Origin of the sequence: Variovorax sp. WDL1 (genome assembly GCF_001541225.1) — a bacterium.
Lineage (GTDB): Bacteria > Pseudomonadota > Gammaproteobacteria > Burkholderiales > Burkholderiaceae_C > Variovorax.
Map to the genome: position 1 here is coordinate 16,484 of NZ_LMTS01000148.1, position 22,687 is coordinate 39,170.

Below are 22,687 nucleotides of genomic sequence, written 5' to 3' on the forward strand. Positions count from 1 at the left end.
GCGACCCTCACAGCGGCGCCAGCAACTCGAGCATCAGGTCGTCGCCCGTGTGGTAGCGCTGCACCACGCCGGCGGGATCGAAGTAGATGTAGAGCAGCCGCGGCGTGTTCTGCCACTTGTAGCGCCAAGTCCAGATGTGGCCGTCGAAGGAGCTCACCTGCGTGATCTCGAGGGGCCGGCCGTAGGTGCGCAGCACGTCGGCCTCGCGCCAGCGTCCGACGCGGGGCTGGATGGTGCGATCGAACAGGCGCTCGTCGAGTTCCTGCCGCACCGAGACCACGTGCCCGCTGGCATCGAGATCGACGTTGTTGACCTCGAAGCCGGCCGGCGCACGCGAATATTGCAGCCGCTCGCCACCGCCGGACAGCGAATAGACGGCGCTCGGTGCGCCGAGCTCGCGCAGCGCCTGCTCGCGCGAGCTGCCCATGGCCAGGCGCGTCGGCTCGCCGGCGCAGCCGGCCAGCAGCGCCGTCGCAAGGAGCGCAGCCGGTGCGGTGCGCAGGGCCAAGGTCAACGCCGGCCTTCCCGCTCATCGAGGCGCTGGTCCTCGCGCTGCTGCTTGAGGAGCTTGCTCTTGATGCGGTTGCGCTTCAGGGGCGAAAGATATTCGACGAACACCTTGCCCAGCAGGTGGTCGAGCTCATGCTGGATGCAGACGGCCAGCAGGCCCTCGGCCTCGATGGTGCGGGGCTCGCCCTCGGCATCGAGCGCAGCGACGCGCACAGCGGTGGAACGCTCCACGCCGTCGTAGATGCCGGGCACCGAAAGGCAACCCTCTTCATTGAGGACTTTTTCATCACTGGCCCAGACGATCTCCGGGTTGATCAAAACCAGAGGCTCGTTACGCTCCTCGGACACGTCGATCACCACCAGACGTTCATGCACGTCGACCTGGGTGGCTGCCAAGCCGATGCCGTTGGCGTCGTACATGGTTTCGAGCATGTCGCCGACCAGGGTCTTGATGCGTGCATCGACTCCCTGCACCGGCTTGGCAACCTTGTGGAGGCGCGGATCGGGATAGCTCAGGATGTTTCTTTTGGCCATGAACGGGAGGAAAAATTGTCGTTATTTTCGCCATTTCCGCGACGCCCGGAGGCTCCGCGACTTGATAAACGTTGCCCGATCAAGGGCTTGAGCGCAAAATTGGTTTCAAATTGTGAGTATTCGTACGCCCTCCTGGCCCCGTGCGCGCACACCATCCGACCATGAAGAAACATCGCATGAACCACAGCCTGCGTCCGAACCTCATCGCCACGCTGGCGGCGATCACCATGTCCGGCCTGGGCGCGACGACAGCCCAGGCGCAGAGCTACCCCGTCACGCCGCAACAGCGTGCGACGGCGCAGCAAGCGGCACAGGCCGGCGTGCCGCTGTCCGAGCTGGCACCGAACGCGCCCGACGAGTACACGGTCAAGCCGCGCGACACGCTGTGGGGCATCTCCCGCCTTTACCTGCGCAGCCCCTGGCGCTGGCCAGAGCTGTGGGGCATGAACATGGGCGAGATCCAGAACCCGCACCGCATCTACCCCGGCCAGGTGCTTTACCTTGACAAGAGCGGCGGCCGAGCGCGGCTGGCGCTGCGCCGCGGCGGCAGCGGCATGGCCGAGGGCGGCACCATCAAGCTCTCGCCACGCACGCGCTACGAGTCGCTGTCGGACATGGCGTTGCCCACGCTGAATCCCAGCGCAATCGAGCCATTCCTGGCCGAGCCGGTGGTGGTCGACGCCGAGACGCTGGCAACCGCGCCACGTATCGTGGCGGGCAATGACAGCCGCGTGGTGCTGGCGCGCGGCGACCGGGCCTACGCGCGCGGCGAACCCAACGCCCCGTTGATGGAAGAGTCCGGCCCGATCCGCACCTACCGCGTGTTCCGCAACGCAACGCCGCTGAAGGACCCGGGCACGGGCGAGATCCTCGGCTACGAGGCGCAATATGTGGGCAAGGCCCAGCTGCAGCGCGGCGAATCAAGCGTCAAGGAAGAGGTGGAGGGCAAGGAGGTCGTGTACCCAGTGCCGGCCAGCATCGACATCGTCGCGGCCCGCGAGGAGATCCGCGCCGGCGACCGCCTGCTCCCCGAGCCACCGCGCCAGCTGCTGAGCTACGTGCCGCGCGCCCCAGCGCACACTATTCCCGACGGCCGCATTGTCTCGGTCTACGGCAACGCAGTGCAGTTCGCGGCCCAGAACCAAGTGGTGGCCATCAACAAGGGCACCATCGACGGCATCGAGAACGGCCATGTGCTGGCCATCCTCAAGAACGGCGACACCATCATCGACAAGACCGGCGCCGTCAAGGAGACGCTGAAGCTGCCGAACGAGCGCATCGGCCTCCTGATGGTGTTCCGTCCCTTCGAGCGGGTCTCGTATGCGTTGGTGCTCGAGATCAACGACGCGCCGCGCATCGGCGACCTGCTCATCAACCCCTGACCCGGCGCCCCGCCCTCGCGTGGAACGAGACGAACTCGCGGGCTGGCTGCGGCTCACGCTGACGGCGGGCATCGGCAACACGGCCGCGCGCAAGCTGCTCGCGGCCTTCGGCCTGCCCGCGCAAGTCTTTGCCCAACCCGCCGCGGCGCTCCGGCAGATCGTGACCGAGGCCCAGGCCAGTGCGCTGCTCGATACGCCGGCCGAGCTCGGCGCGCTGCTCGACCGCACCCTGGAGTGGCTCGGGGGCAACGGGCCGCCGGGCGCGACGCACCGCATCCTCACGCTGGGCGATCCTGCCTATCCGTCCTCGCTGCTCGAGATGGCCGATCCGCCTCTGGTGCTGTACCTGATCGGGCCGGCGCCGCTCAATCTCGCGCAGCTGTCGCGCAGCATCGCGATGGTGGGCAGCCGCAATCCCACGGCGCAGGGAACCTCGAATGCACGGGCCTTTGCGCGCGCTTTCGGCGAGGCCGGCATCGCGGTGGTGTCTGGGCTGGCGCTCGGCATCGACGGCGCGGCGCACGAGGGCGCGCTGGACGCCCCCATCAATCCGCTCTGGCCGGCGACGGTGGCGGTGGTCGGTACCGGGCTGGACCGCGTCTACCCTGCGCGGCACCACGCGCTGGCGCAGCGCATCGCCGAGCGGGGGCTGATCGTGAGCGAGTTCCCCCTGGGCACGCCGCCGCTCAACCAGAACTTCCCGAAGCGCAACCGCATCATCGCCGGCCTCTCGCGCGGCACGCTGGTGGTGGAGGCGGCGCTGCAGTCCGGCTCGCTGATCACCGCGCGGCTCGCGAGTGAACAGGGCAGGGAGGTATTCGCCATCCCGGGTTCCATCCATTCACCGCAGTCGCGCGGCTGCCATGCCCTCATCCGGCAGGGAGCCAAGCTGGTCGAGACGGTCGGCGACGTGCTCGAGGAGCTGCGCTTCGATGTGTCCCCCGCGCCGGCCGCGCCGCCGCAGGAAGAAGAGGCAACCGCGCCCGCGGGGAGCCTGTTGCAGGCTATGGGCTATGACCCGGCAAGCCTGGATGCGCTGTGCGCGCGCACCGGGCACCCTGTTGCCATCCTGCAGGCGCTCTTGCTGGAGCTGGAGCTCGGCGGCAACGTGGCCCGGATGCCCGGCGGCCTGTTCCAGCGGGTCGCCCGAGGCTGATCGCTTCCGGCGTCGCATACGGTCAACGCAACCGCGCGGACGCCGACCTGGGCTATATTGGCCCCATGTTCGAAGTGCTCGTGTACGTGTACGAAAACTACTGGCGCGGCGATGCCTGTCCCGAAGCCGAGCAACTGGGCCGAAAGCTGAGCGCCCAGGGCTTCGACCCCCAGGAGATCCGCGATGCCCTGCATTGGCTCGATGGCCTGAGCCTCGCCACCCAGGGAATCCAGCTCACCCTTCATGCCGAGGGCACCAGCGCCACGGTGAGCCTGGAAGGCCCGGCTGCGATGCCCGAATCGCCTGGCTCGATGCGCATCTACTCGATGGCCGAGCAGGAACACCTGGGCGCCGAGTGCCTGGGCTTCATCAGCTTCCTCGAGTCCGCGGGCGTGCTTCCGGCCGGACTGCGCGAGATCGTGATCGATCGCGCCATGGCCACGACAGGCGATCCGCTGGAGCTCGGCGAGCTCAAGATCATCGTGCTGATGGTGCACTGGAGCACCGGCGTCGAACCCGATGCCCTCGTGCTGGACGAGCTCTGCGACGACACGGTAAACCGCGTCGCGCATTGAGCGCCGGTCTCAATTCAAGAGGCGTTCCGGATTCGCGTCCAGCTTGGCCAGCGCTTCGCGCGTGGCGCGCACGGTGAGCGTCTCTTCCTCGGCCGGCACCAGCAGCCCGGCCTGCAGGTAGGAAGCCAGCCGCCCTACCTGGATCAGGAAGCTGCGCCCGTCGCTGGAGGCGAACAGGTGCAATTGCTTGCGCTCGCTGCGCCAGACGAACTGGACCTGGCTCACCCGATCATTGTGGTCGAGCATGAACCAGGTACCGACCTGCAACTCGTGAGCCCACTGGAGCATGTCCTCGCCGACCTTGGTGCCGGTATCGGGCACGACTTCGAGCGAGGCAGCGTCCACGCCCAGCAGCAGCTCGATGCTGGCTGCATCCAGCGGCAGGTCGGTGGCGTCACCCTCATCGGTGACGAAGTCCTCGAGGTTGGCCAGGCGCTTGGCCATCGCCTCGATCTTGGCTGGCGGAATGGCCTCGGTCTTGGACAGGAAGGCATCGGAAAGCGTCGAGCCGATGATCTTGATCTGCGCCTCCTGCGGCTCGCCCTCGATGCCCAGCAGGCTCATGCCCTGGCGCAGGCGCTGCAGCAGCTGGGGCAGGTCCTGGATCACGCGGGCGCGGTCGTTGCGGTTGGGCTTGGCGCTGGCGGCCCACACCAGATCGGAGGCGGCGCGCTTGAGGGTGACGGTCTTCTCGTCCTGGGCGCCGTATCGCAGCGCCGCGATCGCCAGCACCTCGGCCCAGATCTTGAACAGGAACTCGCGGATCTCCTCGCGCACCGGCATGTCGTTGAGCATCTTGCGCAACTCGATGGTGTACTGGATCGCCATCGTCTCCTTCTGCTCGACCTGCTGCGCCACGCTCATCACGCGCTGGGTGGCGTCGCTCTGCGTCAGGTACTTGTTGAGGAAGGCGACGAATTCGTCGAACACCAGCTTGAACACGCGCTGGCCGGTCTCGGGGTATTGCTCGATCACCTGCACGACGCGCCGGATCTCGCCCTCCAGCGCACTGCCCGAGATGGCGGCGGCGTCGAAGCCCATCACGCATGAGCCCATGCGGTCGATCAGCATGCGCGCCGGGTGTTGCAGCGTGCCGAAGAACTCCGGCTCGGCGATCGCCACACGCAGCACCGGCATCTGCAGGCGCGCGAACCAGACGCGCGCCGAAAATGGGATGCGCTCCTCGGCCAGGATGGCCTGGAACATTAGCGCCACGATCTCGACCGTGGCCTTGTCGGCGGTGGTAGGCGCCTTCTTCTTGAGTTCGCTGGTGCGCCGGCGCAACTCGGCCGCGGTCTGGTGCATGGCCGTGGCCTCGTCGCCGACCACGTACTGCGACGCCATCGCCTGGTACGCGGCCTCGGCGTCGGCGATCGCAGCGGCGAAGGCCGGCGCGGCCAGGCCGACCCCACCGCCACGGACACCCGAGCCTCCTGGGGCGCCGGCACCGGGAGCCTGAGCGCCCGGCATGCGCATCTGGCCCAGGTCGCCGCCAATGCGAGCGGTCACGAAGCGCTTGAGGTTGAGCAGCACGCCTTGTGCGCGCTGGCGTGCCAGCACCAGCGGGGAGCCGCCGGTGGCGACCAGGGTGTCGCCGCCCGCGGTGCCCGACCCGCGCCCCGCACCCACGCCGATCGCGGCCGGGGCGAAGCTGCCCGGCGGCGCGCCGAAAGCACCCGGCACCGCCTGGCCGCCGCCCATGCCGAAGGAGGCGCTGCCGGGCTGGGACGGGCGCGCAAAGGAGCCGCCCAACGGCACGCTGTTGGAGCCCGCGCTTCCGGTTCGCTTGACAAAGCTCTTGAGATCGATCTCGGGCATCACGCCGCGTTCAATCAGGAAGGTATTGGCATCCTTGTAGGCCGCGACAACGGCATCGACCAGCCGCCGCTGCACCACATCCTGCACGCGCGCCCAGGTCTCGCGGCTCAATCCGGCGGCCAGCCACTGGTCGACCAGGGTGCGGGCCAGCGCCTCGGGCTTGAGCACGTCCTTTGCGTCCAGCTCGGCGGTTCCCTCCAGGAACTGGATGCGCAGGCGCAGGTCGTTGAGCTCGAATTGGGCCTTGTCCTGGATCGACTGCGCCAGACGCGACGACAGGATGTTGGTCTCCACCACCTCGTCGCCGATCAGCTCCAGGCGCAGGCCACCGGTGGAGCCGCTCGGGACGCCACCACCCAGCGCCTTGCGCCATGCGGCCTGCGACATGGGCACCCAGCTGGAGCCCTGAGCCTGGAAGGCCAGATAGTCGTCGCGGTGCTGCTGCATCTCGCGCACGCTGGTCGTCATTCCGGCCAGCGCCGCCAGTCGTTCGCGGACCGCAAGAGCGATCGGCGCGATCGCCCCCTCCGTGGCAGCCACGAAACGCTCGCGGGTCTCGCGCGCGAGCTGCTGGGAGGAGGCGGGTGACCGCGAGATCATGTGAGGGACGAGGACGCTATTGAAACGATTCAGCAAGTCCGAGCTTGCATCGTGAAGCGTAACCGCACAAGGGCACCCGATGCATCTCGGCAACCCGAATCGCAATTGCCCGACCAGGGGCCGCGTCGGTCACACCGTGGCGCCGGCGTTCGGATCGTCCGGATCGCCCTGCTTGGGTGTCGTCTTGACCAGGTCCTCGCGCTTCACGCCCAGCCACATCGCGATCGCTGCCGCCACAAAGGCGGAAGAGTAGATGCCGAAAAGGATGCCGATGGTCAGCGCCAGCGCGAAATAATGGAGCGTCGGGCCACCGAAGAAGAACATCGACAGCACCACCAGCTGCGTGGAGCCGTGGGTGATGATGGTGCGGCTGATGGTGGAGGTAATGGCGTTGTCGATCACCTCGCGAGTCGTCAGCTTGCGGTAGCGTCGGAAATTCTCGCGCACACGGTCGAAGATCACGACCGACTCGTTGACCGAGTAGCCCAGCACCGCCAGCACCGCCGCCAGCACCGCCAGGGAGAACTCCCACTGGAAGAAGGCGAAGAAGCCCAGGATGATGATCACGTCGTGCAGGTTGGCCAGCACGGTGGCAAGCGCGAACTTCCATTCGAAGCGGAAGGCCAGGTAGATCATGATGCCGACCACCACCATGCCCAATGCCTTGAGGCCGTTGGTGGTGAGCTCCTCGCCCACCTGTGGACCGACGAATTCGTTGCCGCGCAAGGTGGCGGAGGGGTCGACCGCCTTCAGCCCCGCCATCACCTGATCGCTTTGCTGGGCTGAGGTCTGGCCCTTCTGCACCGGCAGACGAATCTGGATGTCGCGCGAGGTGCCGTAGTTCTGGACCTGCACGTCGGGATAGCCGAGCTTGGCCACGGTCTCGCGCACCTTGCCCACGTCTACCGACTGCTGGTAGGCGACCTCCATGACGGTGCCACCGGTGAACTCCACCGACAGGTGCAGCCCGCGGTGGAAAAGGAAGAAGACCGCCAGCACGAAGGTGAGGACGGAGATCGCGTTCAGCACCAGCGCATAGCGCATGAACGGGATCGTGCGGTGAATTCGGAAGAACTCCATGGTTTCAGTGCTCCCTTACTTGGCGCCGGCCGCGACCTTGTCGGCGTCCGGCTTCCACACCGTGCCGATGGACAGGCTCTTGAGCTTCTTCTTGCGGCCATACCAGAGATTCACGAGGCCGCGCGAGAAGAACACGGCCGAGAACATGGACGTGACGATGCCGATGCAATGCACCACCGCGAAGCCGCGCACCGGCCCGGACCCGAAGGCCAGCAGCGCAATGCCGGCGATCAGGGTGGTGACGTTGGAATCGAGGATGGTGCCCCAGGCGCGGTCGTAGCCAGCATGAATGGCCGCCTGAGGCGAGGCGCCGTTGCGCAATTCCTCGCGAACGCGCTCGTTGATCAGCACGTTGGAGTCGATGGCCACGCCGATCGCCAGCGCCATGGCAGCGATGCCGGGCAGCGTCAGCGTGGCCTGCAGCATGGAGAGGATGGCTACCAGCAGCAGCAGGTTGACGGCCAGCGCGATCGACGAGAACAGGCCGAAGAGCATGTAGTAGACGCACATGAACACCATGATCGCGGCGAAGCCGTACATCACGCTGTCGAAGCCCTTCTGGATGTTGTCGGCACCCAGGCTGGGGCCGATGGTGCGCTCCTGGATGATCTCCATCGGCGCGGCCAGCGAGCCGGCGCGCAGCAGCAACGCCAGGTCGTTGGCTTCCACCACGTTCATCGAGCCCGAGATCTGGAAGCGGTTGCCAAGCTCACCGTTGATCGAAGGCGCCGTGAGCACCTCGCCCTTGCCCTTCTCGAAGATCAGCATGGCCATGCGCTTGCGGAAGTTCTCGCGGCTGACGTCGCGCATGATCCGGCCGCCCTTGGCGTCCATGGTCAGGTCGACCTTGGGCTGCTGGGTCTGGGAGTCGAAGCCCGGCTGGGCATCTGTGAGGTTCTCGCCGGTCACCAGCACCTGCTTCTTGACGATGACGGTACGGCCCTCGCGGTCGAGGAATTTCTCGGAGCCGAAGGGCACCGGACCGCTGCCTGCCTCGGCCGCGCGGCCCTCGGCGGACTCGTCCACCAGGCGCATCTCGAGGGTGGCTGTGCGGCCCAGGATGTCCTTGGCCTTGGCCGTGTCCTGGACGCCCGGCAACTGCACCACGATGCGGTCGAGCCCCTGCTGCTGGATCACGGGCTCGGCCACGCCGAGCTCGTTGATGCGGTTGTGCAGCGTAGTGATGTTCTGCTTGAGGGCCGCGTCCTGCAGCCGGCGCGCCGCCTCCGGCTTGATGGTGGCAGTGAGCCTCCACTCGTTGCCCTCCTTGGTATCGGTGGCCGCAAGATCGGGAAACTGATCCTGGATCAGCGCCTTGGCCGCCTCCAGCGCAGCTTCGTCCCGGAAGCGCACCTCGATGGTCTGGCCATTGCGGGTGACCGCGGCGCCGCGGACGTTCTTGTCGCGCAGGCCCGAGCGCAGGTCGTTGGCGAAGGACTCTGCCTTCTTGTCGATGGCGCCCTTCATGTCGACCTGCAGCAGGAAGTCCACGCCGCCGCGCAGATCCAGGCCAAGGTACATGGGATAGGCATGCAGCGCCGTCAGCCAGGCGGGCGAGCGCGACACCAGGTTGAGGGCCACGATGTAGGGCGGATCGCTCGGGTCGGGCACCAGCGTGCGCTGCAGCACGTCGCGGGCCTTGAGTTGGTCGTCGGTGGTGGCGAAGCGCGCCCGCACCGAATTGGCGTCGAGCGTCATCAGGTCCGGTGTGAGGCCGGCCGTCTTCAGCGCCTCGGCCACGCGGGCCTGGGTCCCGGCGTCGATCTTGACGGTTGACTTGCCCGAGGACACCTGCACCGCAGGCGCCTCGCCGAAGAAATTGGGCAGGGCATAGATCAGCCCCACGAGCAGCACGACGACGATGATCGCGTACTTCCAGACCGGGTAACGGTTCATCTAGTCAACCTCGAAGGACGGAGTGCGAAGCACCCGCGTCGTCTCCTTACTTAATCGCACCTTTGGGCAGGACCTGGACGACTGCGCTGCGCTGCAGCTGCACCTCGACGCCCTTGGCGATCTCCACTGTCAGGTATTGCTCGCCCAGTTGCGTGATCCTGCCCAGCAGGCCACCCGCGGTGGCCACTTCGTCGCCCTTGGCGAGGGCTTCGATCATGGCGCGCGCTTCCTTCTGGCGTTTCATCTGCGGGCGGATCATCACGAAATACAGCACCACGAACATCAACACCAGCGGCAGCATGCTGCCGAGGGAGGACAACATGTCGCCGCCACCGGCAGCAGCGGGCGCGGTCTGGGCGAAAGCGGAGGAAATGAACAAGGGAAGTCTCCAGCAGAGAGGGAAGGTATTGAGTGCGGCCCCCTGCGGGGTTCGCGATTCTGCGCAGTGCATGGCAGGTGGCCATGAAACAGGCGCGCTAGGGCGGGGCCGGGCCCCGCACAGCATCGCGCATTGTATTCGGCGGCGCCCGCCCCGCCGCAGCTAAGCCGGCGGGGCGGGCGGGGCTTTCAGGCCCGCCGCGTCGGCGGCCGGAAGTCTCATGCCGCCACGCGGGCGGCTTGCGGGTTGCGCCACTTGGCCATCAGCTCGGCCCAGCGGGTGCGCGCCGCCTTGAGGTTGCGCTCCTTCACATGGCCGTAGCCGCGGATCTGCTCGGGCAGGCTCGCGATCTCGAGGGCCAGCGCATGATTGCCGGCCTCGAGGCCGGACAGCAGCTCCTCGATGCTCGCGCGGTACTCGCCGATCAGCGCACGCTCGGTCTTGCGTTCGTCGGTACGGCCGAAGGGGTCCAGCGCCGTGCCGCGCAGCCCCTTGAGCTTCGCGAGCAGGCGGAAGCCGGTCAACATCGCCGGGCCGAACTTCTGCTTCTGCAGCTCGCCCTTTGCGTTGCGCTGGGCAATGATGGGCGGGGCAAGGTGGTAGTTGAGCTTGTAGTCGCCCTCGAACATGCCCGCGACGCGCTCCAGGAAGCTGCGATCGCTGTGCAGGCGGGCGACCTCGTACTCGTCCTTGTAGGCCATCAGCTTGAACAGGTAGCGTGCGACCGTCTCGGCGAGGCTGGTCTTGCCCAGCGCCGCCTCGGCCTGCTGCACCCTGGCGATGAAGGCCTTGTACTGCCCGGCGTAGGCCGCGTTCTGGTAGGCCGTGAGGAACTCGACGCGCCGCGCCACCAGGTTCTCGACCGTATCGCGCTTCTTGAACTCGACGACCTGCCCGGGCGAGACGCGCTTGCGCAACTCCTCGGGGCGCTGCGCCGCCTGTCGGCCCCATTCGAAGGCAGCCTTGTTGTTCTCGACCGCTACCGCATTGAGCTCGATGGCGCGCATCAGCGATGCGTGCTCGAGCGGGATCCAGCCCTTCTGCCAGGCATAGCCCAGGATCATCGGGTTGACGTAGATGCTGTCCCCCATCAGGGAGGTCGCGGCGGCATCTGCATCGAAGGCACCAAGCCCCTCGGCGCCGACCGCGCGTGCGATCTCGACGGCGCAGGCGTCCTGCGGGTTCTGCCAGTTGGCGTTGCGCACGAAGGCCGCGGTCGGCGTGCTGTGGCTGTTGAGTGCCACATGGGTGCGGCCCTCGCGCATGCGCGCCAGGGTCTCGGCGTTGACGCTGACGAGCGGGTCGCAGGCCAGTACCAGGTCGGCGGCAGCGGTGCCTACGCGGGTGGTGCGGATGTCGTCCTGCTTGTCGCCGATCAGCACATGGCTCCAGGTGGCGCCGCCCTTCTGCGCGAGGCCTGCCGCGTCCTGCGTGACGACGCCCTTGCCCTCGATGTGGGCAGCCATGCCCAGCAGTTGGCCAATGGTGATCACGCCGGTGCCGCCGACGCCGGCGACCACGATGCCCCACACCTTGCCGCCGGCGAGCGAAGGCAGCGCCGGCTCGGCCAGTGTGCCGAGTTCGACCGGCGTGGACGCCTTGTTCTTCGCCTTCTTCTTGAGCTGCCCTCCCTCCACGGTCACGAAGCTCGGGCAGAACCCCTTGAGGCAGCTCATGTCCTTGTTGCAGGTGCTCTGGTTGATGGTGCGCTTGCGGCCGAACTCGGTCTCCAGCGGCTCTACCGACAGGCAGTTGCTCTTCACGCTGCAGTCGCCGCAGCCTTCGCACACCAGCTCGTTGATCACCACCCGCTTGGCCGGATCGACAGCGGTGCCGCGCTTGCGGCGGCGGCGCTTCTCGGTGGCGCAGGTCTGGTCGTAGATGATGGCGGTGGTGCCCTTGATCTCGCGGAACTCGCGCTGGATCTCGTCCAGCTCGTCGCGATGGCGCACCTTCACATCCTGGCCGGGGATGTTGACGCCTTCGTACTTCTCCGGCTCGTCGGTCACCACCACCACCTTGGCCGCGCCCTCGGCATGCAGGCTTTCCGCGATCTGCAGCACCGAATGGCCCTCGGGCCGCTCGCCGACCTGCTGGCCGCCGGTCATGGCGACCGCGTCGTTGTAGAGGATCTTGTAGGTGATGTCGACGCCGGCCGCGATGCTCTGGCGGATCGCCAGCAGGCCGCTGTGGAAGTAGGTGCCGTCGCCCAGGTTGGCGAAGATGTGCCGCTCGGTGGTGAAGGGCTGCTGGCCGACCCACGGCACGCCCTCGCCGCCCATCTGCGTGAAGCCGAGCGTGGACCGGTCCATCCAGGTCGCCATGAAGTGGCAGCCGATGCCGGCCATGGCGCGCGAGCCCTCCGGCACCACGGTGCTGGTGTTGTGCGGGCAACCCGAGCAGAACCAGGGCTGGCGCGCGGCGTCGGCCACGCCGACGGCCTGCGGTGCCGCCATCGCGCGTTCCTTGGCCTCGAGGATGGCGAGCTGGGCATCAATGCGCGCCGCCATGTCCGCCCCGGCCGCAGCCAGGATGCCGGTCTTCTTCAGGCGGGTGGCGATGGCCTTGGCGATCAGCGCGGGGTTCAGGTCGGCGTTGGCGCGCAGCAGCGTGTGCGCCGTCGGATTGGGCATCGACCATTCGCCGCCCGAATAGCCCTCGGCTTCATGCACCTCGCCCTCGTCGAACTTGCCGACCACGTTGGGCCGCACGTCGGCGCGCCAGTTGTAGAGCTCTTCCTTGAGCTGGTACTCGATGACCTGGCGCTTTTCCTCCACCACGAGGATCTCCTGCAGGCCGGTGGCGAAGTCGCGCGTGAGCTGGGCTTCGAGCGGCCACACCACCGCCACCTTGTGCAGCCGGATGCCCAGTTGGCGACAGGCGGCGTCGTCCAGTCCAAGGTCGAGCAGGGCCTGGCGGGTGTCGTTGTAGGCCTTGCCGCTGGCCATGATGCCGAAGCGGTCGTTCGGGCCCTCGATCACGTTGTGGTTGAGCCGGTTGGCGCGGATGTAGGCCAGCGCGGCGTACCACTTGTAATGCATCAGCCGCGCTTCCTGCTCCAGCGCGTGGTCCGGCCAGCGGATATGCAGGCCGCCCGGTGGCATCTGGAAGTCGGTGGGCACCACGATCTCGACGCGCTCGGGGTCGATCATCGCGGTGGCGCTGGACTCGACAATCTCCTGGATCGTCTTCATGCCCGACCAGATGCCGGCGAAGCGGCTCATTGCGAAGGCGTGGATGCCCAGGTCGAGGATCTCCTGCACGTTGGTCGGAAAGAAGACCGGCGTGCCGCAGGCCTTGAAGATGTGGTCGCTCTGGTGCGCCGCGGTCGAGCTCTTGGAAATGTGGTCGTCGCCAGCCACGGCGATCACGCCGCCCCACGGCGTGGTGCCAGCCATGTTGGCGTGCTTGAAGACGTCGGAGCAGCGGTCCACCCCCGGACCCTTGCCATACCAGATGCCGAACACCCCGTCGTACTTGTTGGTGCCCTGCGGCGCGAAGCCCAGCTGCTGCGTGCCCCAGAGCGCGGTGGCTGCGAGCTCCTCGTTCACGCCCGGCTGGAACACGATGTGCTGTTCCTTCAGGTACTTGCTGGCCTTCCACAGCGCCTGGTCGTAGCCGCCGAGCGGCGAGCCGCGGTAGCCGCTGATGAAGCCGGCGGTGTTCTTGCCGGCCTGCTGGTCACGCAGCCGCTGCAGCATGGGCAGCTTGACCAGCGCCTGCACACCGCTCATGAAGGCGCGGCCGTAATCCAGGCTGTATTTGTCGTCGAGCGTGACGGTTTCGAGTGCCTTGCGGATGTGCTCCGACAGCGGTGCGTTCATGTCATGCCTCCCGACGAGCCGCCTCTAGGGAGGCATGCGCCCCCTCGGGGGGCAGCGAATACGCGAAGTGATGAGCGTGGGGGTCCATGTGTTTTTGTCTCCGTGGCTGTGCCTCGTGGGCGTGGCGGTTGGGGGCGAGGCATCCGGGTAGGAACACTCCCCGCAGCCATCATGCTCGCAAAGTGTATGCCTGGCGCCTTGATAGGTGTTTGCGTTCTTTGCCCGTTCAAGGCCCCCGTTTGAAAGGATCTTGCTTAAGATGCCATTCCATGGAAAGCATTGACAAGTTCGATCTCGCGATCCTGCAAGAACTGCAGGCGGATGCCCGGCTCACCAACGCCGAGCTGGCCCAGCGCGTGGGCCTGTCGGCCGCACCGTGCTGGCGCCGGGTCCGTGCGCTGGAGGCGGCCGGCTACATTCGCGGCTACCACGCCGAGATCGACCGCCACAAGATCGGCCTGGGCGTACTGGCCTTCGTGCGCCTGGACACCGACCGCGCCACCGGCGAGGTCACCCGCAAGATCGAGGAGGCGATCCGCAAGCTGCCCGAGGTCGTGGCCTGCCACTACATCAGCGGCACCGGCATGTTCGAACTGCAGGTGGTGGCCGAGGACCTCGACGGTTTCTCCCGCTTCGCACTCAACAGCCTCATGCACCTGCCGAACGTGAAGGACCTGCACACCAGCTTCTCGCTCGGGGAGGTCAAGGCGAGCCGCGCATTGCCGCTGGGTCATCTTGCGCGCAAGACTGGCAAGCCCGGCCGGCCGGGGACCGGACAATAGCGGCACATGCCACCGATCTCGACCGAGGAAACCCCCGTCGCCCCGAAGCGCGTGCAGCCGCAGCGCATCGGCCCTTTCGAGCCGCTCAAGCTGGCCGTGTTCCGCATGCTTTGGAGCACCTGGCTGGTCGCCAACATCTGCATGTGGATGAACGACGTCGCAGCGGCCTGGATGATGACCTCGCTCACCACCTCGCCGATGTGGGTCGCGCTGGTGCAGTCGGCTTCCACCCTGCCGGTATTCCTGCTCGGACTGCCCAGCGGCGCGCTGGCGGACATCCTGGACCGGCGGCGCTGGCTGGTCGCCACCCAGTTCTGGCTTGCCGGCACTGCGATCGTGCTGTGCGGCGCGGTGGTGATGGACCTGATCAACGCCCCGCTGCTGCTGGCCCTGACCTTCGCCAACGGCATCGGGCTGGCGCTGCGCTGGCCGGTGTTCTCGGCCATCGTGCCGGAGCTGGTGCCGCGCAGTCACCTGCCCGCCGCACTGGGCCTCAACGGGCTGGCGATGAACGCTTCGCGCATCATCGGACCCCTGCTCGCCGGCACGCTGATCGCGAGTGCCGGCACGGTCTGGGTCTTCGGCCTCAATGCGGTGCTGTCCCTGGCCTCGGGCTTCATCGTGTTGCGCTGGCGGCGCGAGCACAAGCCGAGCCCGCTGGGGCGTGAGCGGCTGATCAGCGCGATGCGCGTGGGCGTGCAGTTCGTTCGCCAGTCTCAGCGCATGCGCGCGGTGCTCACGCGCATCTCGATCTTCTTCCTGCACTCGACCGCGCTGCTGGCACTGCTGCCGCTCCTGGCGCGCAACCTGCGCGGCGGCGGGGCCGGCACCTTCACACTGCTCCTGGCCGCCATGGGCGCGGGCGCGATTCTCGCGGTCATGTTCCTGCCGCGGCTGCGCCAGGCGCTGTCGCGCGACCAGCTGGTGATCCGCGGCACGATGGTGCAGTCCGCCGCCACCGCGGTGATGGCGGTGGCGCCCACGGCCTGGGTGGCGGTGCCGGCCATGTTCCTCGCCGGCATGGCGTGGATCACGGTCGCCAACTCACTCTCGGTCTCGGCCCAGCTGGCGCTCCCCGACTGGGTGCGCGCGCGCGGCATGGCCACCTACCAGATGGCCATCATGGGGGCCAGCGCCTTCGGCGCGGCGCTCTGGGGCCAGGTGGCCGAGCTCTCCTCGCTCTACATCAGCCTGGGCATCGCGGCGGCGAGCGGCACCGCCTTCATGCTGCTGGCAATCCGCCATGTGACCGATGGCGTGGGCGAGGACGACGACACCACGCCCGCCCACAAGGGCTGGACCAAGGGCCCGCCGGCCGAAGCGCCGGGCGAGGAAGGCCGCGTGGTGGTCACCATCGAATACGTGATCGATCCGGCGCGCGCCGCCGCCTTCCACGTGGTCATGCAGCAGACCCGCCGCGCCCGCCTGAGCCAGGGTGCGATCGGCTGGGAGCTGCTGCACGACATCGCCGAGCCTGGGCGCTATGTCGAAGAGGTCGTCGACGAATCGTGGACCGAGCACCTGCGCCGTTTCCACCGCGCTACGGCTGCCGACATGGCGCTGCGCGACCGGCGCCTGGCCTTCCACCAGGGCGAGACGCTGCCCGTGGTGACGCGCTACGTGGTGCGGCGCTAGCCTGCTGCCCGCGGTCACGCTGAAGCGCTCGACAGCTTCCTGCGCCCCGGCCCTGCGGCATCGCGCCTTTGACAGCGACATGGAGACAGGCGTGAATGACCCATCGCGCCCGGCCCCTGTCCTGACCCAGGTCAGGGGGAGTTGGAGGCTGCGGCGCAGGGCGCGGTAGCATCGGGTGCCTGCGGGGCCGGGAACCTAATCCGGAGCTCAGACTCCCAAGGCATGATCGGCTGCATAAAAGGACCTTGCGTCCACGACGACAACAGCAGCCCGCACCGCACAACACACAGGAAGCCCTTTCAATGCGACTCACCACCAAAGGCCGTTTCGCAGTCACTGCCATGATCGACCTGGCGCTGCGTGAGCGCGCGGGACCGGTGACGCTGGCCGCCATCAGCCAGCGGCAGCGCATCTCGCTTTCCTATCTGGAACAGCTGTTCGGCAAGCTGCGCCGCCACAAGCTGGTCGAGTCCACTCGGGGCCCGGGCGGAGGCTATTCGCTGGGCCGAAAGGCGGCCGACATCACGGTGGCGGACATCATTTTCTCCATCGAGGAGGAGCCCTCCCACAAGAGCGAGCCCGAGCCCGGCGCCGACGGCCGCTGCAGCACAGATGAACTCTGGGCCTCGCTGAACCGCCGCACGGTGGAGTTCCTCGACTCCGTCACGCTGCAGAGCCTTGTCATGGAACAGCTGGCCAAGGGCGTGAAGGTCGAGGACGGCCCGGCCGTCAGGCGCGTGCCCGCCGCCGCGACGGCCCCCAAGCGACCGCGGGTGAACGCACCCAACTCGGTGTTTGCGCTGGGCCGTGCGCTCGCCACCAAGCGCTGAAGCCCCCCTCGCTTCCGCTCACGGGCAGGAGCACGCGCAACGGCCCGCGCGCGCCGCCGGAATGCGAGCGCAGGCGTTGTCCGCCGGGCCGGGGCCAACTGCTGCTGGCCAGGATCGGCCCAGCAGGTCCGTCGGCTTCGACGCATTAGGATCGGCCCCAGCCAAGAGGAGCGAACATGCGCAGGAGCGAGGACAGCATCGGGTTCGGCAGCAGCCCATCGGATGGCGGCGTGCCGGTTTTCGGAACGCTGGACTGTGACGGCCCGCTCGTGGTCCAAGCCTTGGCATCGATGCTGGAGCTGATCCGCGAACAGCTCGGCATGGACGTGTTTTTCATCTCCGAGTTCGTCGAAGGGCGCCGCGTGTTCCGGCACGTCGCGACGGCCCCGGCGATGGGCATCATCCACGTGGGCGGTTCCCACGCCATGGAAGACAGCATCTGCGAACAGGTGCTCGACGGGCGCGTGCCCAACCTTGCGCACGACCTGCGCGTCCTGCGCACCCGGCAGCCCCTGCCCGAAGTGACGAAGCCCATCGGCACCCATATCAGCGTGCCGGTGGTGATGCCCGACGGAAGCATCTACGGGACGCTGTGCGGCTTCGCGGTCGAACGCACCGTCGACCTGTCCGCGCGCGACGTGCGGCGCCTCGAAGTCGCGGCCCAGGCGACGGCGCGGGTGCTGGCGCAGGCGGCCGGGCACGCCACGGCTGGCTGACCCACCTGCCGCCCGGACCACCGCATCAGCCCATCAACTTGGGATTGCGGCGCGCCTCGTCCAGCCTTTGCTGGCGGACCGTCTCGACACATTGGGCGCTGCGACGCATCTCGGGGCGAGCGCACTGGTTGTTCATGCAGACCGCACGGGCGACGAAGTTCAACCCTCCGCACCGGGCGACGGGCCTCTCGACGCCGGCACTTCGCACCGGGCGCGGCTTCGCAGCCGGCGGGGCGGACGTGCGCGCCATCCGAGAGGCGATGGGAGACTCCGGGACGAAGTTCATGGCGGCGGCCTCCGGTGTCAGCACCGGCGGCGGTCCATCGGCTTGGGTTGCGGCCACCGGCACGAGGCCCTGTGCAATGCGCGTGGTCTCGGCGGCAGCCGGCGGATCGACCAGGGCCACCACGCGCTCGATGGGCGCCGGCAGTGCAGCACGCTCCAGCGGCCGCGAAGGCACACCCGCATCGCGCGGGCCATGCGCCAGGAGCAACGTAACCGCGGTCACTGTGCCCCATAGCCCGACCAGTGCGATGAGGGCATAGCGGGAGTGACTCGCTTGGGTATCGCCCCCCGGGATCAGCGGCGAATGATGGGTTTCACCGTCCACCGTTGCGAAATAGGCCGGCAGCTTGCCGTCGCAGCCTTTGCAGAAGCGCGCGTGGCACGCATTGATGGTCTGGCACGCTTCGCAGACCTCGGCTTGCGCAGGTTCGCTGCGCCAGCGCACCAGGTCCAGCAGGCTTCCGAAGGCAACGGCAGGCAGGGGCCTCTGCCTCGTCGCCTGCACGGGCATGGGAATGTACATGTCGGACTCCTTGCGTCAGCAAAGCTCCGGGGCGTCTGTGCTGTTTATCCGGGCAGCCCGAAGCCTTCGAAAGCGGAAGTTCTCCTTGTTGAGCCAGGTACGGCGCGCGCTTGTCGGACAACACCTGATGCACCCGTCATCGTCACTTCAGGTGCTTGAACAAGCAGATCAGCGCGCACCACTGGGATCAACCAAACGATCAAATTTGATCTGAATTTTCCTTTTTGTTGGGGAAAACCATGGCTTAGTTTTTTTGTCCATGTGGATAATTTTTCTATCCACCACTTTGCGGACCGGCCTGTCTCATGAACACCACACGTCCCCCCAGCAGGTACTGGTCCGACTTGACCAGCGAAGCCTTCTCGCACCTGGATCGATCGCGGCTTATCGCGGTGCTCCCGGTGGGCGCGACCGAGCAGCATGGCCCGCACCTGCCGATGTCGACCGACACCGCCACCATCGACGGCATGGTGCGCGCGACCCTTCCCCATCTGCCGCGCGACTTGCCCGTGTTGTTCCTGCCCACCGTGGCCTACGGCAAGAGCAACGAGCATTCCCGCTATCCGGGCACGCTCACCGTGTCGGCGGCCACGCTGATTGCGATGTGGATGGAGGTCGGTGCCTGCGTTGCGCGGGCTGGCGTACGCAAGCTGGTGCTCTTCAATAGCCACGGAGGCCAGATGTCGGTGATGGATATCGTGGCGCGCGATCTGCGCGAGCAACACGACATGATGGTGGTCGCCGCCAACTGGTACACGCTGGGCTTGCCCGAGGGCCTGTTCACCGCGCATGAAGGACGGCACGGCGTGCATGCCGGCGATCTCGAGAGCTCGGTCATGCTGCATCTGGCGCCCGATCATGTGCAGCCGGCGCAGTTCCGCCATTTCCGCTCGATGACCGAGGACATGGCCGAGGACAACCAGTTCCTCTCGATCACCCCGAGCGGCAAGCTGGGCTGGCAGATGCACGACATCAACCCGCAGGGCGCCGCCGGCAATGCCACGCTGGCGACTGCCGAGAAGGGCGCCGCCGTGCTCGACCACGTGGGCCGTCGCTTCGTCCAGTTGCTGCAGGAAGTCGACCGCTTCCCACTGGAGCGCCTGGCCAACCAGCCGGCATGGCAGTAAGCATGCAGCAAATCACGCCTTCCACTGCTGCAGCCGCGCTGGTCAGCCTGCGCAATGTCGGCAAGCGCTTCGCCAACGGCACCCTGGCGCTGCAGGGCATGACGCTCGATTGCGGCGAACACGACTTCATCAGCTTCCTCGGCCCCTCCGGCTGCGGCAAGAGCACGGCCCTGCGGCTGATCGCCGGCCTCACGCGTGCCAGCTCGGGCGAGCTGCGCTGGCCGGCTGCGCAGCCGCGCCACTCGAACCGCGACCGCGAGCTCGGCTTCGTGTTCCAGGAACCGACGCTGATGCCCTGGGCGCGGGTCTTCGACAACGTCTGGCTACCGCTGAAGCTGGCCGGCGTGTCACGCGACGCTGCGGCGCCGGTGGTGAAAGACGCGCTGGAGCGGGTCGGGCTGTCGCGCTTCGCCGAGGTCTACCCGCGCGAGTTGTCGGGCGGCATGAAGATGCGCGTATCGATCGCGCGGGCGCTGGTCACGCAGCCGCGCCTGCTGCTGATGGACGAGCCCTTCGCCGCGCTCGACGAGATGACCCGCATCAAGCTCAACAACGACCTGCTGGCGATCTGGCGCGAGCACCGCTTCTCGATCATCTTCGTGACGCACAGCGTCTACGAGTCGGTCTACCTGTCCAACCGAATCGTCGTGATGGCGCCCCGTCCCGGCCGCGTGGTGGAGGAGATCCGCATCGACGAGCCCTATCCGCGCGGAGAAGCCTTCCGCACCTCCTCCCGCTACAACGCGCACTGCAGCGCGGTGTCGCAGTCCCTGCACGGAGCTCTCCATGGCATCGACATCGATCACTGAGAACCCTGCGCTGGCCGAGCTGCAGCAGGCAGCGCCCAGCGCCGCCGAGCTGCAGGCGCGCGAGGCGCGGCTGCAGCGGCGCGAATCGCTGCTGCGGCTGGCGGTGCCCACTGCGCTGGTAACCGGCCTGCTGCTGCTTTGGGAAGTGCTGGTGCGCGTCAACGACGTGCCGCACTACATCATCCCCGCGCCCTCCCTGATCTTCACGACGCTCCTGGACAACTGGGGGACGCTCTCGTCCGCACTCTGGTTCACCGTCAAGCTCACGCTGCTGGCGCTGGCGGCCGCGATCGCCGGTGGAGTGCTGCTGGCGATCTGCTTTGCGCTGTTCAAGTGGGTGGAGATCGGCTTGTTCCCCGTCGCGGTGATCTTGCAGGTAACACCCATCATCGCCATCGCGCCTCTGATCCTGATCTATGTCTCGAGCACCACCGCGGCCCTGCTGCTCTGTGCATGGATCGTGGCCTTCTTCCCGATCCTGTCGAACACGGTGATCGGCCTGAAGAGCGCCGACAGCAATCTGCGCGACCTGTTCCAGCTCTACAAGGCATCGCCCTGGCAGCTGTTCCGCTACCTGCTGGTGCCCAGCGCGCTGCCTTACTTCATGGCCGGGCTCAAGATCGCCGGCGGCCTGAGCCTGATCGGCGCGGTGGTGGCCGAGTTCACCGCCGGCACCGCCGGGCGGGAGACCGGCCTGGCCTCGCGCATCCTGGAGTCGAGCTTCCGCACCGAGATCCCGATGATGTTCGCGGCGCTGTTCCTCGTGTCGCTGCTGGGCATCGCGATCTTCGTCGTCTTCGCGGCCCTGTCCCGCATGGTGCTCGGCCATTGGCACGAGAGCGAGATGCGGAGGGAGCGATGAGAGCGCCCGAGGTGGACTGGGACGCCGTCGCCCGCGAGCTGCGAGGCCTCAACGTCATCGCCTCGCCCGGCCAGCGCAAGCAGCTGTCCAGGGATTTCCATTGGTACAGCCCGATCCTGGCGGGGCAGCTCGCCGGCTGCGTGGCCGACCTCGTGGTCAAGGTGAGCACCGAGGACGACGTTCGGCAAGCCGCCGCCGTCGCGGCCCGGTGGAAGCTGCCCCTGACCGTGCGCGCCGGCGGCACCGGCAACTACGGCCAGTGCGTGCCGCTCGCGGGCGGGCTGGTGCTCGACGTCACGCCGATGTGCAGGGTGCTGGAAATCGGCCAGGGCCGGGTGCGCGTGCAGGCCGGCGCGCGCATGCACGACATCGAGCAGGCGGTCGCCGAAACCGGACAGGCGCTGCGCATGTGGCCATCGACCTGGCAGGTGGCCTCGATCGGCGGCTTCATCGCCGGCGGCTTCGGCGGCATCGGCTCGATCCGCCACGGCATCCTGCGCGACCCGGGCAACCTGCTGCGCGCGCGTGTGATGACGGTGGAGCGCGAGCCGCGCGTGATCGAGCTTCATGGCGACGAGATCCAGCAGGTGCACCATGCCTACGGCACCAACGGCGTCATCCTCGATGTCGAGGTGGCGTTGAGTCCGGCGGTCGACTGGGTGCATTGCATCGCCCTCTTTCCCACCTACCGACAGGTCCTGGAGTTCGGCGTAGCCGCCAGCACGCCGGCCATCGACCTGTTCCTGCTCTCGGCCGTGGATGCGCGCTTCTCGCCCTACTACGCAAGCCTGGGCGACCACTTCCCGCCCGACCGCCATGCCATGTTCGCCATGGTGGCGCCAGACTCGATGCCGGCTTTTCGCGCACTCATGGCCCGCCATGGGGGCTGCATCTCGCTCGAGGGCACCGAGGCCGCCCTGCATGCGGCCGGCCTGCCGCCCGCTTACGAATGCGCCTACAACCACACCACCCTGCAGGCGCTGAAGGTGGACCGCAGCTGGACCTACCTCCAGGTGGCCTATGCCCAACCCTTCGACCCGGCCGTCGTGGACCGCCATATCGCCATCTTCGGCGACGAGGTGCTGCAGCACCACGAGTTCGCGCGCGCTGGCGGCGAGTACGGCACCTTCTCGATCCTGCTCGTGCGCTGGAGGGGCGAGGCGCACCAGTACGAAGTCATGCGCGAGATCGAGTCCCAGGGCGGCTGCGTGATCTTCAATCCGCACGTGGTGACCATCGAGGACGGCGGCATGAAGACCATCGATACCCGGCAGATCGAATTCAAGCAGCGCAGCGATCCGATGGGCCTCATGAACCCCGGCAAGACGCGCGGCTGGACCGCCGACATGGCCCGCGAGGCCTGA

The 22,687-nt window shown here is 67.5% G+C and carries 19 protein-coding genes; 11 read left to right on the plus strand and 8 right to left on the minus strand.

Features of this window, described 5'->3' with window-relative positions; genetic code table 11:
- Positions 1 to 7: 7 nt before the first annotated feature.
- Both APY03_RS19610 and def read right to left on the minus strand, forming a co-directional pair.
- Positions 8 to 514 carry a hypothetical protein gene (locus APY03_RS19610; RefSeq protein ID WP_068679243.1) on the minus strand — a complete coding sequence of 169 codons (507 nt, stop codon included), beginning with the start codon at positions 512 to 514 and terminating at the stop codon, positions 8 to 10.
- Positions 511 to 1,044: a peptide deformylase gene (gene def / locus APY03_RS19615; protein WP_068679245.1), complete on the minus strand. Its 534-nt coding sequence runs from the start codon at positions 1,042 to 1,044 to the stop codon at positions 511 to 513. Before def ends, APY03_RS19610 begins: the two co-directional genes overlap by 4 nt.
- 161 nt (positions 1,045 to 1,205) lie before the next feature.
- Between def and APY03_RS19620 the strand changes: the two genes are divergently transcribed.
- The 3 genes from APY03_RS19620 (at position 1,206) to APY03_RS19630 (ending at position 4,157) form a co-directional block, all read left to right on the plus strand.
- Positions 1,206 to 2,426: a LysM peptidoglycan-binding domain-containing protein gene (locus tag APY03_RS19620; protein ID WP_068679247.1), complete on the plus strand. Its 1,221-nt coding sequence runs from the start codon at positions 1,206 to 1,208 to the stop codon at positions 2,424 to 2,426.
- Positions 2,427 to 2,445: 19 nt separating this feature from the next.
- The gene (dprA, locus tag APY03_RS19625) at positions 2,446 to 3,582 is read left to right on the plus strand and encodes a DNA-processing protein DprA (protein ID WP_068679249.1); all 1,137 of its coding nucleotides are present in this window, start codon (positions 2,446 to 2,448) and stop codon (positions 3,580 to 3,582) included.
- Positions 3,583 to 3,647: 65 nt separating this feature from the next.
- The gene (locus APY03_RS19630; RefSeq protein WP_068679251.1) at positions 3,648 to 4,157 is read left to right on the plus strand and encodes a DUF494 family protein; all 510 of its coding nucleotides are present in this window, start codon (positions 3,648 to 3,650) and stop codon (positions 4,155 to 4,157) included.
- A 9-nt stretch (positions 4,158 to 4,166) separates the two neighbouring features.
- Here APY03_RS19630 and APY03_RS19635 read toward each other — a convergent pair whose 3' ends face one another.
- From APY03_RS19635 to APY03_RS19655, 5 genes are all read right to left on the minus strand, one after another.
- Positions 4,167 to 6,575: a DUF1631 family protein gene (locus APY03_RS19635; protein WP_068679253.1), complete on the minus strand. Its 2,409-nt coding sequence runs from the start codon at positions 6,573 to 6,575 to the stop codon at positions 4,167 to 4,169.
- Between the two features lie 129 nt (positions 6,576 to 6,704).
- Positions 6,705 to 7,655, minus strand: coding sequence for a protein translocase subunit SecF (secF, locus tag APY03_RS19640; protein ID WP_068679255.1), 951 nt, complete (start codon positions 7,653 to 7,655; stop codon positions 6,705 to 6,707).
- 15 nt (positions 7,656 to 7,670) lie between these two features.
- The gene (gene secD / locus APY03_RS19645) at positions 7,671 to 9,551 is read right to left on the minus strand and encodes a protein translocase subunit SecD (RefSeq protein WP_068679257.1); all 1,881 of its coding nucleotides are present in this window, start codon (positions 9,549 to 9,551) and stop codon (positions 7,671 to 7,673) included.
- A gap of 46 nt (positions 9,552 to 9,597) precedes the next feature.
- Complete coding sequence (gene yajC, locus APY03_RS19650) at positions 9,598 to 9,930, minus strand: preprotein translocase subunit YajC (RefSeq protein WP_068679259.1); 333 nt, start codon at positions 9,928 to 9,930, stop codon at positions 9,598 to 9,600.
- Positions 9,931 to 10,148: 218 nt separating this feature from the next.
- The gene (locus tag APY03_RS19655; RefSeq protein WP_068679261.1) at positions 10,149 to 13,754 is read right to left on the minus strand and encodes an indolepyruvate ferredoxin oxidoreductase family protein; all 3,606 of its coding nucleotides are present in this window, start codon (positions 13,752 to 13,754) and stop codon (positions 10,149 to 10,151) included.
- Between the two features lie 269 nt (positions 13,755 to 14,023).
- Here APY03_RS19655 and APY03_RS19660 point away from each other — a divergent pair, with 269 nt between their 5' ends.
- The 4 genes from APY03_RS19660 (at position 14,024) to APY03_RS19675 (ending at position 17,717) form a co-directional block, all read left to right on the plus strand.
- Positions 14,024 to 14,536 carry an Lrp/AsnC family transcriptional regulator gene (locus APY03_RS19660; protein ID WP_068679263.1) on the plus strand — a complete coding sequence of 171 codons (513 nt, stop codon included), beginning with the start codon at positions 14,024 to 14,026 and terminating at the stop codon, positions 14,534 to 14,536.
- Between the two features lie 6 nt (positions 14,537 to 14,542).
- Positions 14,543 to 16,171: an MFS transporter gene (locus APY03_RS19665; protein ID WP_068679265.1), complete on the plus strand. Its 1,629-nt coding sequence runs from the start codon at positions 14,543 to 14,545 to the stop codon at positions 16,169 to 16,171.
- A 302-nt stretch (positions 16,172 to 16,473) separates the two neighbouring features.
- Positions 16,474 to 17,001 carry an Rrf2 family transcriptional regulator gene (locus tag APY03_RS19670; RefSeq protein WP_068679268.1) on the plus strand — a complete coding sequence of 176 codons (528 nt, stop codon included), beginning with the start codon at positions 16,474 to 16,476 and terminating at the stop codon, positions 16,999 to 17,001.
- A gap of 290 nt (positions 17,002 to 17,291) precedes the next feature.
- The gene (locus APY03_RS19675) at positions 17,292 to 17,717 is read left to right on the plus strand and encodes a GAF domain-containing protein (RefSeq protein ID WP_232324342.1); all 426 of its coding nucleotides are present in this window, start codon (positions 17,292 to 17,294) and stop codon (positions 17,715 to 17,717) included.
- A gap of 25 nt (positions 17,718 to 17,742) precedes the next feature.
- On the opposite strand, the gene APY03_RS19680 is transcribed toward APY03_RS19675, so the two are convergent.
- A complete protein-coding gene (locus APY03_RS19680; protein ID WP_068679272.1) occupies positions 17,743 to 18,525 on the minus strand; it encodes a hypothetical protein in 783 nt (260 codons plus the stop codon).
- A 305-nt stretch (positions 18,526 to 18,830) separates the two neighbouring features.
- Between APY03_RS19680 and APY03_RS19685 the strand changes: the two genes are divergently transcribed.
- Genes APY03_RS19685 through APY03_RS19700 form a run of 4 tightly spaced genes read left to right on the plus strand, consistent with a single transcriptional unit; the run spans position 18,831 to position 22,687 of the window.
- Positions 18,831 to 19,652, plus strand: coding sequence for a creatininase family protein (locus tag APY03_RS19685; protein ID WP_068679274.1), 822 nt, complete (start codon positions 18,831 to 18,833; stop codon positions 19,650 to 19,652).
- 2 nt (positions 19,653 to 19,654) lie between these two features.
- On the plus strand, positions 19,655 to 20,461 hold the full coding sequence (locus APY03_RS19690) for an ABC transporter ATP-binding protein (RefSeq protein ID WP_068679276.1): 807 nt from the start codon (positions 19,655 to 19,657) through the stop codon (positions 20,459 to 20,461).
- Positions 20,439 to 21,323, plus strand: coding sequence for an ABC transporter permease (locus APY03_RS19695; RefSeq protein ID WP_083944478.1), 885 nt, complete (start codon positions 20,439 to 20,441; stop codon positions 21,321 to 21,323). The genes APY03_RS19690 and APY03_RS19695 overlap by 23 nt, the downstream gene beginning before the upstream one ends.
- A complete protein-coding gene (locus APY03_RS19700; protein ID WP_068679278.1) occupies positions 21,320 to 22,687 on the plus strand; it encodes an FAD-binding oxidoreductase in 1,368 nt (455 codons plus the stop codon). The genes APY03_RS19695 and APY03_RS19700 overlap by 4 nt, the downstream gene beginning before the upstream one ends.

What these genes read in the sequence shown, in the direction of transcription:
- APY03_RS19665 (WP_068679265.1), top strand. Translation starts at nt 14,543, where the DNA reads ATGCCACCGATCTCGACCGAGGAAACCCCCGTCGCCCCGAAGCGCGTG.
- secF (WP_068679255.1), bottom strand. Translation starts at nt 7,655, where the DNA reads ATGGAGTTCTTCCGAATTCACCGCACGATCCCGTTCATGCGCTATGCG.
- def (WP_068679245.1), bottom strand. Translation starts at nt 1,044, where the DNA reads ATGGCCAAAAGAAACATCCTGAGCTATCCCGATCCGCGCCTCCACAAG.
- secD (WP_068679257.1), bottom strand. Translation starts at nt 9,551, where the DNA reads ATGAACCGTTACCCGGTCTGGAAGTACGCGATCATCGTCGTCGTGCTG.
- APY03_RS19695 (WP_083944478.1), top strand. Translation starts at nt 20,439, where the DNA reads ATGGCATCGACATCGATCACTGAGAACCCTGCGCTGGCCGAGCTGCAG.
- APY03_RS19700 (WP_068679278.1), top strand. Translation starts at nt 21,320, where the DNA reads ATGAGAGCGCCCGAGGTGGACTGGGACGCCGTCGCCCGCGAGCTGCGA.
- APY03_RS19630 (WP_068679251.1), top strand. Translation starts at nt 3,648, where the DNA reads ATGTTCGAAGTGCTCGTGTACGTGTACGAAAACTACTGGCGCGGCGAT.
- APY03_RS19690 (WP_068679276.1), top strand. Translation starts at nt 19,655, where the DNA reads ATGCAGCAAATCACGCCTTCCACTGCTGCAGCCGCGCTGGTCAGCCTG.
- APY03_RS19680 (WP_068679272.1), bottom strand. Translation starts at nt 18,525, where the DNA reads ATGTACATTCCCATGCCCGTGCAGGCGACGAGGCAGAGGCCCCTGCCT.
- APY03_RS19635 (WP_068679253.1), bottom strand. Translation starts at nt 6,575, where the DNA reads ATGATCTCGCGGTCACCCGCCTCCTCCCAGCAGCTCGCGCGCGAGACC.
- APY03_RS19655 (WP_068679261.1), bottom strand. Translation starts at nt 13,754, where the DNA reads ATGAACGCACCGCTGTCGGAGCACATCCGCAAGGCACTCGAAACCGTC.
- APY03_RS19660 (WP_068679263.1), top strand. Translation starts at nt 14,024, where the DNA reads ATGGAAAGCATTGACAAGTTCGATCTCGCGATCCTGCAAGAACTGCAG.
- APY03_RS19675 (WP_232324342.1), top strand. Translation starts at nt 17,292, where the DNA reads ATGCTGGAGCTGATCCGCGAACAGCTCGGCATGGACGTGTTTTTCATC.
- APY03_RS19670 (WP_068679268.1), top strand. Translation starts at nt 16,474, where the DNA reads ATGCGACTCACCACCAAAGGCCGTTTCGCAGTCACTGCCATGATCGAC.
- APY03_RS19620 (WP_068679247.1), top strand. Translation starts at nt 1,206, where the DNA reads ATGAAGAAACATCGCATGAACCACAGCCTGCGTCCGAACCTCATCGCC.
- APY03_RS19685 (WP_068679274.1), top strand. Translation starts at nt 18,831, where the DNA reads ATGAACACCACACGTCCCCCCAGCAGGTACTGGTCCGACTTGACCAGC.